The following is a 6,536-nucleotide window of genomic DNA, read 5'->3' as shown; positions in this document are numbered from 1 at the left end:
TTCGCATGGAAAATTTAGCATTAATCGATTCATTTTCAGAGTTTAAAGATGATAAACTTATTGATCGTGTAACGCTTATGGCAATTTTAGAAGATGTATTTAGAAATGCATTGAAGAAAAAATACGGATCGGATGATAATTTTGATATTATTATAAACCCTGACAAAGGGGATATGGAGATTTGGAGAAGGAGAGTTATTGTTGCTGACGAGGATCTAGATTTTGAAAACGAAGAAATTACACTTACTGAAGCAAGAAAAATTGAAGCCGATTTTGAAATAGGGGAAGAAGTTTCTGAAGAAGTAAAATTAATTGATTTAGGAAGAAGAGCAATATTGGCTTTACGTCAAAACTTAATTTCTAAAATTCATGAACACGATAATACAAATCTTTACAAACAATTTAAAGATTTAATAGGTGATATTTATACTGCCGAAGTACATCATGTAAGACCTAGAGTAGTAATTTTGGTAGATGATGAAGGAAACGAAATCGTTTTGCCTAAAGAGAAACAAATCCCATCTGACTTTTTCCGTAAAGGAGATAATGTTCGTGGAATTATTGAAAGCGTTGAATTAAAAGGAAACAAACCTCAAATTATTATGTCTAGAACTTCTGAGAAGTTTTTAGAAAAATTATTTGAACAGGAAATTCCAGAGGTTTTTGACGGTTTGATTATGGTTAAAAATGTAGTAAGAATTCCAGGTGAAAAAGCAAAAGTCGCTGTAGATTCGTATGATGATAGAATTGATCCTGTAGGAGCTTGTGTAGGAATGAAAGGTTCTCGTATTCATGGGATTGTTCGTGAGTTAGGAAATGAAAATATTGATGTTATTAATTATACTAGTAACATTCAGTTATTTATAACAAGAGCGTTAAGCCCAGCAAAAGTATCTTCTATTAAAATTAATGAAGAAACAAAAAGAGCTGAGGTGTTCTTAAAATTAGAAGAGGTTTCTAAAGCTATTGGTCGTGGAGGGCATAACATTAGATTAGCAGGTCTTTTGACAGGTTATGAATTAGATGTTATTCGTGAAGGTGATGTAGCTGGAGCAACAGCAGATGAGGATGATGTTGAATTGACAGAATTCTCAGATGAGATTGAAGAATGGGTAATTGAAGAATTTGCTAAAATTGGTTTAGATACAGCTAAAAGTATTTTGAGTCAAGATGTAGAGGATTTAGTACGCAGAACAGACCTAGAAGAGGAAACGATTCTAGATGTAATGAAAATATTGAAAGAAGAATTTGAAAGTTAGACTACAAATGCTTCTAGCAACACAACGAAAAAGGTAATAATAAAAAGGTTTTATGTCTGAAGAGAGAGTTATTAGAATAAACAAAGTTTTAAGAGAATTGAATATTTCTTTAGAAAGAGCTGTGGATTATCTAAAAGATAAGGGGATTAGTATTGAGGCGAATCCAAACACAAAGATTTCTGATGATGTATACAACGTCTTGTGCGGTCAATTTGCGGGTGACAGAGGGAAAAAAGAAGCTTCAAAAGAAGTAGGTGAAGAGCGAAGAAAAGAAAAAGAGGCTTTGCGTATTGAAAGAGAAAATGAAATTGAAGATAAACGCAAACATGATGAAGAGGAGCGTTTGAAACAACAAGAGGTTATCAAAGCGAGAGCCGTGGTGACAGGACCTGTTCAAGTGGGGAAAATCGATCTTAATCCTAAGAAAAACACACCACCGCCAGCATCAGTTCCAACTCCAGCTCCAGAAAAAAAGGTTGCCGAAAAGGTGGAAGAACCTAAAGTAGAAGCTGTGGTTGAAAAATCAGAGCCAAAAGTACCTACACAAGAAAAAGTTGTTTCAGACAAAAACGAACCTAAACCTGTTGTTGAAGTTAAAGAAGCAAAAGAAACTAAAAAAGAAGTAGTGGCTCCTACCCCTAAAGTAGTGACTCCAGTAGTCACTAAAGAAGAAGTTAAGGAAGCTCCTAAATCAGAAGAAGCACCTGCTGAGGAAGCGATTGCTACTCAATATCAAAAACTTTCAGGTGCCAAATTAACGGGACAAACAATTGATTTATCTCAGTTTAATAAACCTAAAAAGAAAAAGGAGGAACCGAAAATTACTCCTAATAAGCCAGGTACTCCAGGTGCCAATGCAGCTGCTAATAAAAATAAGCGTAAAAGGATTGCTCCTAAACCAGGTGCTCCTAAACCTCCTGGGGTTCCAGGTGCGCCAAATCCTAATAAAATCACACCAAATACTGGTGGGGGTGGAGGATTTAACCGTAGTGCTAGACCAGGATTTGTTAAAGGTAATCGTCCTGCTATTGTAGCTAAGGTGGAGCCTACTGAAGAGGAAGTTAAAAATCAAATTCGTGAGACTCTAGAGAAACTTCAAGGTAAAAAAGGAGGAAAATCTAAAGCGGCGAAATACAGAAGAGATAAAAGAGATACACACCGTCAAAAATCTGATGAAGAGCAAAGAGCTATTGATGAAGGAAGTAAAACTATTAAAGTTACTGAATTTGTTACTGTAGGGGAAATTGCTATCATGATGGATGTGCCTATTACTAAAGTAATTGGTACTTGTATGTCATTAGGTATCATGGTTACCATGAATCAACGTCTTGATGCTGAAACATTGACGATTGTTGCTGATGAGTTTGGTTATGAAGTTGAATTCATTACTGTAGATATTGAAGAAGCAATTGAAGTTGTTCAAGATAAAGAAGAAGATTTAGTATTTAGAGCGCCAATCGTAACCGTAATGGGTCACGTCGATCACGGTAAGACCTCTTTACTAGATTATATTCGTAAAGAAAATGTTATTGCAGGAGAGTCTGGAGGTATTACACAGCATATTGGTGCGTATGGAGTAACTTTAGATAATGGACAAAAAATAGCATTCCTTGATACGCCAGGTCACGAGGCGTTTACCGCAATGCGTGCACGTGGAGCTCAAGTTACCGATATCGCAATTATTGTAATTGCAGCGGATGATGACATCATGCCACAAACCAAAGAGGCAATTAGCCACGCACAAGCTGCTGGCGTGCCAATTATCTTTGCAATCAATAAGGTAGATAAGCCTAACTCTAATCCTGAGAAAATTAAAGAAAGATTAGCAAGTATGAATTTACTTGTAGAAGACTGGGGAGGAAAATTCCAATCTCATGATATCTCTGCTAAAGTTGGAACAGGTGTTAAAGAATTATTGGAAAAAGTATTACTTGAAGCTGAAGTTTTAGATTTAAAATCTAATCCAGATAAAGCAGCACAAGGAACAGTAGTGGAAGCTTTCCTTGATAAAGGAAAAGGATATGTATCTACAATCTTAGTACAACATGGTACTTTGAAAATTGGAGATTATATGTTGGCTGGTAAGCATCATGGTAAGATCAAAGCAATGCATGATGAAAGAGGAAATTCTGTTTTAGTGGCAGGTCCATCTACACCAGTATCTGTTTTAGGACTTGACGGAGCAGCTACTGCGGGAGATAAATTCAATATCTTCCAAGACGAGAAAGAAGCAAAACAAATTGCTGCTAAACGTTCTCAATTAATGCGTGAACAATCCGTACGTACACAACGTCATATTACATTAGATGAAATTGGTCGTCGTATTGCATTAGGTCAATTTAAAGAATTGAACGTGATCCTTAAAGGAGATGTTGATGGTTCTGTTGAAGCGTTATCTGATTCGTTCTCTAAGTTATCTACTGAAGAAATTCAAATTAACATTATCCATAAAGGTGTTGGAGCAATTACAGAGACTGACGTTATGTTGGCTTCTGCTTCTGATGCGATCATTATCGGGTTTAACGTTCGTCCTGCTGGAAATGCAAGACAATTAGCTGATAAAGAAGAAATCGATATCCGTTACTACTCTATTATCTACGCTGCTATCGACGACTTGAAAGATGCGATGGAAGGAATGTTAGCGCCAGAGATGAAAGAAGAAGTATTAGGTACTGCTGAAATTAGAGAGTTGTTTAAAATCTCTAAAGTGGGAACTATTGCAGGATGTATGGTTATGGATGGTAAAATTGCCAGAAATGCTAAAATCAGAATTATCCGTGAGGGTGTTGTGGTTCATGAAGGGGAGTTAATTGCCTTGAAACGTTTCAAAGACGATGTGAAAGAAGTAGCCAAAGGGTACGACTGTGGTATCCAAGTAAAAGGATACAACGACGTTGAAGAAAGAGATGTTATTGAAGCATACCATGAGGTAGCAATCAAAAAGAAATTGAAATAGAATTCCGATTTAGTTTATATAAAAGTCCCGAGCAATCGGGATTTTTTTTGGTTTATACTTTTTTGTCAAGCTGAGCTTCCCGAAGCCTCTTTTTTAGGAGCGATTTTCTGCTATCCGTTACAAACGAAGTTCATTGAATTCCTAATAAAAATAAAAGTATAGTGAAGTAATCTTGTGGGGGCAAAAGGCTAGCTCCCATAAGGATTTCGACTTCTATTAGGGCTAGGGGAGTAGTGGGTTTGTTGATAGTTTGTTTTTGTTAGAGCATGTAATTGTGTAAGAGTAAAGTAAATCTGTGTGAATTTTGAATTTGTTTTTTAAAACTGTCTTATTTTATTGATATTTTTGGATAAGAATTAATCGCTATTTTATAGCGAGTGTGTACAAGTTAGCAATGATGTTAAAGAACATTTCGATAAAATGAACGACCAACTTACCGAGAGAATAGAAGAATATTTACAATTGGAAACGAATTATGCGATCATTTTAAATGGAGAATACGGTATTGGAAAAACATACTATATAAAGAAGGAACTTTTTCCAAGAATTAAAGAACTTCAAGTTTCAAACTCAAAAAAAGAGGAATTTTATATTCCTATCATAATTTCACTTTTTGAAGTGAATTCTATTGAAGAAATTCAAAATCAAATTTTTATTGAATTATATCCTATACTTAAAAAATAGAGGCGTTAAAATATTTACTGGACTTGGGAAAAGTATCTACAAATTTCTTTCTGGATCCGAATTTCAAGAATTATTAAGCGATACAAATACATCTAGCTCGGATTTAATTGATTTTAGCAAAATTCTCTTGTGCATAGATGATATAGATCGTAAAAGTCCAACTCTTAACAGTAAGGAATTCTTTGGGTTTGTCAACAATTTAGTTGAGAATCAAAATGCTAAGATATTATTAATTGCTAATGAAAAAGAGTTTATCACAGCTATCCGAAACTTTTACCAAAATGATCAATATCAGTTCGGACACCTCCTAAATAGGTTGTAATTATAAAATTATGCTGAAAATAAGTCAGAACTGAATTGTAATTTTGGTTCTGACCTTATTTTTTTTGCTCCATCTCCAACTTGATTGCATACATAATCTAAACTTAGATAATACACTAAACAGATTCTAATTTTCTCAACCAGATTAGAGAAAGACTTTGTCTTTTTAGATATCGTTCTATTTATCAATTCAACCAATAAGTAACTGATCAATGCGATATAAATTTGCGATTTAACTGCATTTTCACTTGTGCCTAGGAATGTTTTTATTTGCAGGTTTTGCTTCATCGCTTTGAAAAATAATTCTATATCCCATCTCTTTTTATATAAGTCAGCTATTGTTCTAGCTGACCATTCTAGATTATTCGTTATTATTTCAATAACCTTATTTTCATCTTCCTTATAAACATGAACTAATCTTAGTTTGTGCTCGTTAATACCTGTTTCTAGGGCTTTGTTACTGTTTAAAATAATAATTTCGTCTTTAATAATATCTTGATCTTCTTTATCGGGCAAGTCCAATTCCTGGATGGATTCGTACAATGTATTTGTTTTAATTCGAGTAACAAAAACATTTTCAGCTTGAATTCGATGTAGCATCAATGCAAAATCAAAATAAGCTCTGTCTTCCACAACAATAGTTCCTTTTGAGAATACCAACTGACCAATGCCGTATCTATCATGTGTTTTTGCTTGGGTTATATTTACTAAATCCGGAATTTGCAAATTGTCATCCCAGCAAGTATGTATTTTTAACCCTCCTTTTGCTGTCCGAAACTTTGCCCAATCAAACATACTCAAGCAAAGGCTGATTGTAGTACTGTCAATCAATTTTATGTTTTGGTCTTTAATCTCTTTGATAATATTTCGCCCGGACTCGCTTTTTAAAACTCTTTCATAATGTTTCAAAAGCTTGTAATATAAGGACTCAAACACTCTCCAATCCCGCTTTTTGTTGCCATCACTCATAGTCGATCTTGCTGGACTTTGAGTCAATCCTAAATCTTCAATAAAAGTCTCACTAACACCAATTCCAGTGGAAATATCATTCAAAGTGTAGCACTTATTAAGCTGTCCGTAAGTTAAAGCGACAAATTGGTCGTAAGTCTTGTATTTACTGCATCCTTTATCTGAGTTGTGTTTTTTCACACAAGATGTGATCATCCATCTAGGAGCAAGTTCTATAATTTGTCTAATAACTGGTTTTTTGATATTTTTGTTTCGCCTGAAGAGTCCCATAAAGTATTATTTGTTTCGCAAAATCAAAAATACGGGATTCTCAGGCACTTTTTATTTTAGACTTTCGGATTGTAATG

The 6,536-nt window shown here is 34.6% G+C and carries 5 protein-coding genes; 4 read left to right on the top strand and 1 reads right to left on the bottom strand.

Annotated elements, in window-relative coordinates; all coding sequences use genetic code 11:
• The first annotated feature begins 5 nt into the window (after positions 1 to 5).
• From nusA to WBQ70_RS06925, 4 genes are all read left to right on the top strand, one after another.
• Positions 6 to 1,259, top strand: a complete 1,254-nt coding sequence (gene nusA / locus WBQ70_RS06940) for a transcription termination factor NusA (RefSeq protein WP_423912157.1) — start codon at positions 6 to 8, stop codon at positions 1,257 to 1,259.
• 52 nt (positions 1,260 to 1,311) lie between these two features.
• Complete coding sequence (gene infB / locus WBQ70_RS06935; protein WP_423912155.1) at positions 1,312 to 4,215, top strand: translation initiation factor IF-2; 2,904 nt, start codon at positions 1,312 to 1,314, stop codon at positions 4,213 to 4,215.
• A gap of 420 nt (positions 4,216 to 4,635) precedes the next feature.
• Positions 4,636 to 4,899: a hypothetical protein gene (locus WBQ70_RS06930; protein WP_423912153.1), complete on the top strand. Its 264-nt coding sequence runs from the start codon at positions 4,636 to 4,638 to the stop codon at positions 4,897 to 4,899.
• Positions 4,844 to 5,221 (top strand): P-loop NTPase fold protein, encoded by a 378-nt coding sequence (locus WBQ70_RS06925; protein WP_423912151.1) that lies wholly within the window; start codon positions 4,844 to 4,846, stop codon positions 5,219 to 5,221. Before WBQ70_RS06930 ends, WBQ70_RS06925 begins: the two co-directional genes overlap by 56 nt.
• Before the next feature lie 8 nt (positions 5,222 to 5,229).
• Here the strand turns inward: WBQ70_RS06925 and WBQ70_RS06920 are convergent, their stop codons facing one another.
• On the bottom strand, positions 5,230 to 6,459 hold the full coding sequence (locus WBQ70_RS06920) for an IS4 family transposase (protein ID WP_423912148.1): 1,230 nt from the start codon (positions 6,457 to 6,459) through the stop codon (positions 5,230 to 5,232).
• Positions 6,460 to 6,536 lie beyond the last annotated feature (77 nt).

It is taken from the genome of Flavobacterium sp., from assembly GCF_049590715.1.
Lineage (GTDB): Bacteria > Bacteroidota > Bacteroidia > Flavobacteriales > Flavobacteriaceae > Flavobacterium.
The sequence above is the reverse complement of the archived record's forward strand: the minus strand, read 5'-3'. Positions and strand labels throughout refer to the sequence as shown.

Coding starts and splice junctions, on each gene's coding strand:
- nusA (WP_423912157.1), top strand. CDS start 6: ATGGAAAATTTAGCATTAATCGATTCATTTTCAGAGTTTAAAGATGAT.
- infB (WP_423912155.1), top strand. CDS start 1,312: ATGTCTGAAGAGAGAGTTATTAGAATAAACAAAGTTTTAAGAGAATTG.
- WBQ70_RS06930 (WP_423912153.1), top strand. CDS start 4,636: ATGAACGACCAACTTACCGAGAGAATAGAAGAATATTTACAATTGGAA.
- WBQ70_RS06920 (WP_423912148.1), bottom strand. CDS start 6,459: ATGGGACTCTTCAGGCGAAACAAAAATATCAAAAAACCAGTTATTAGA.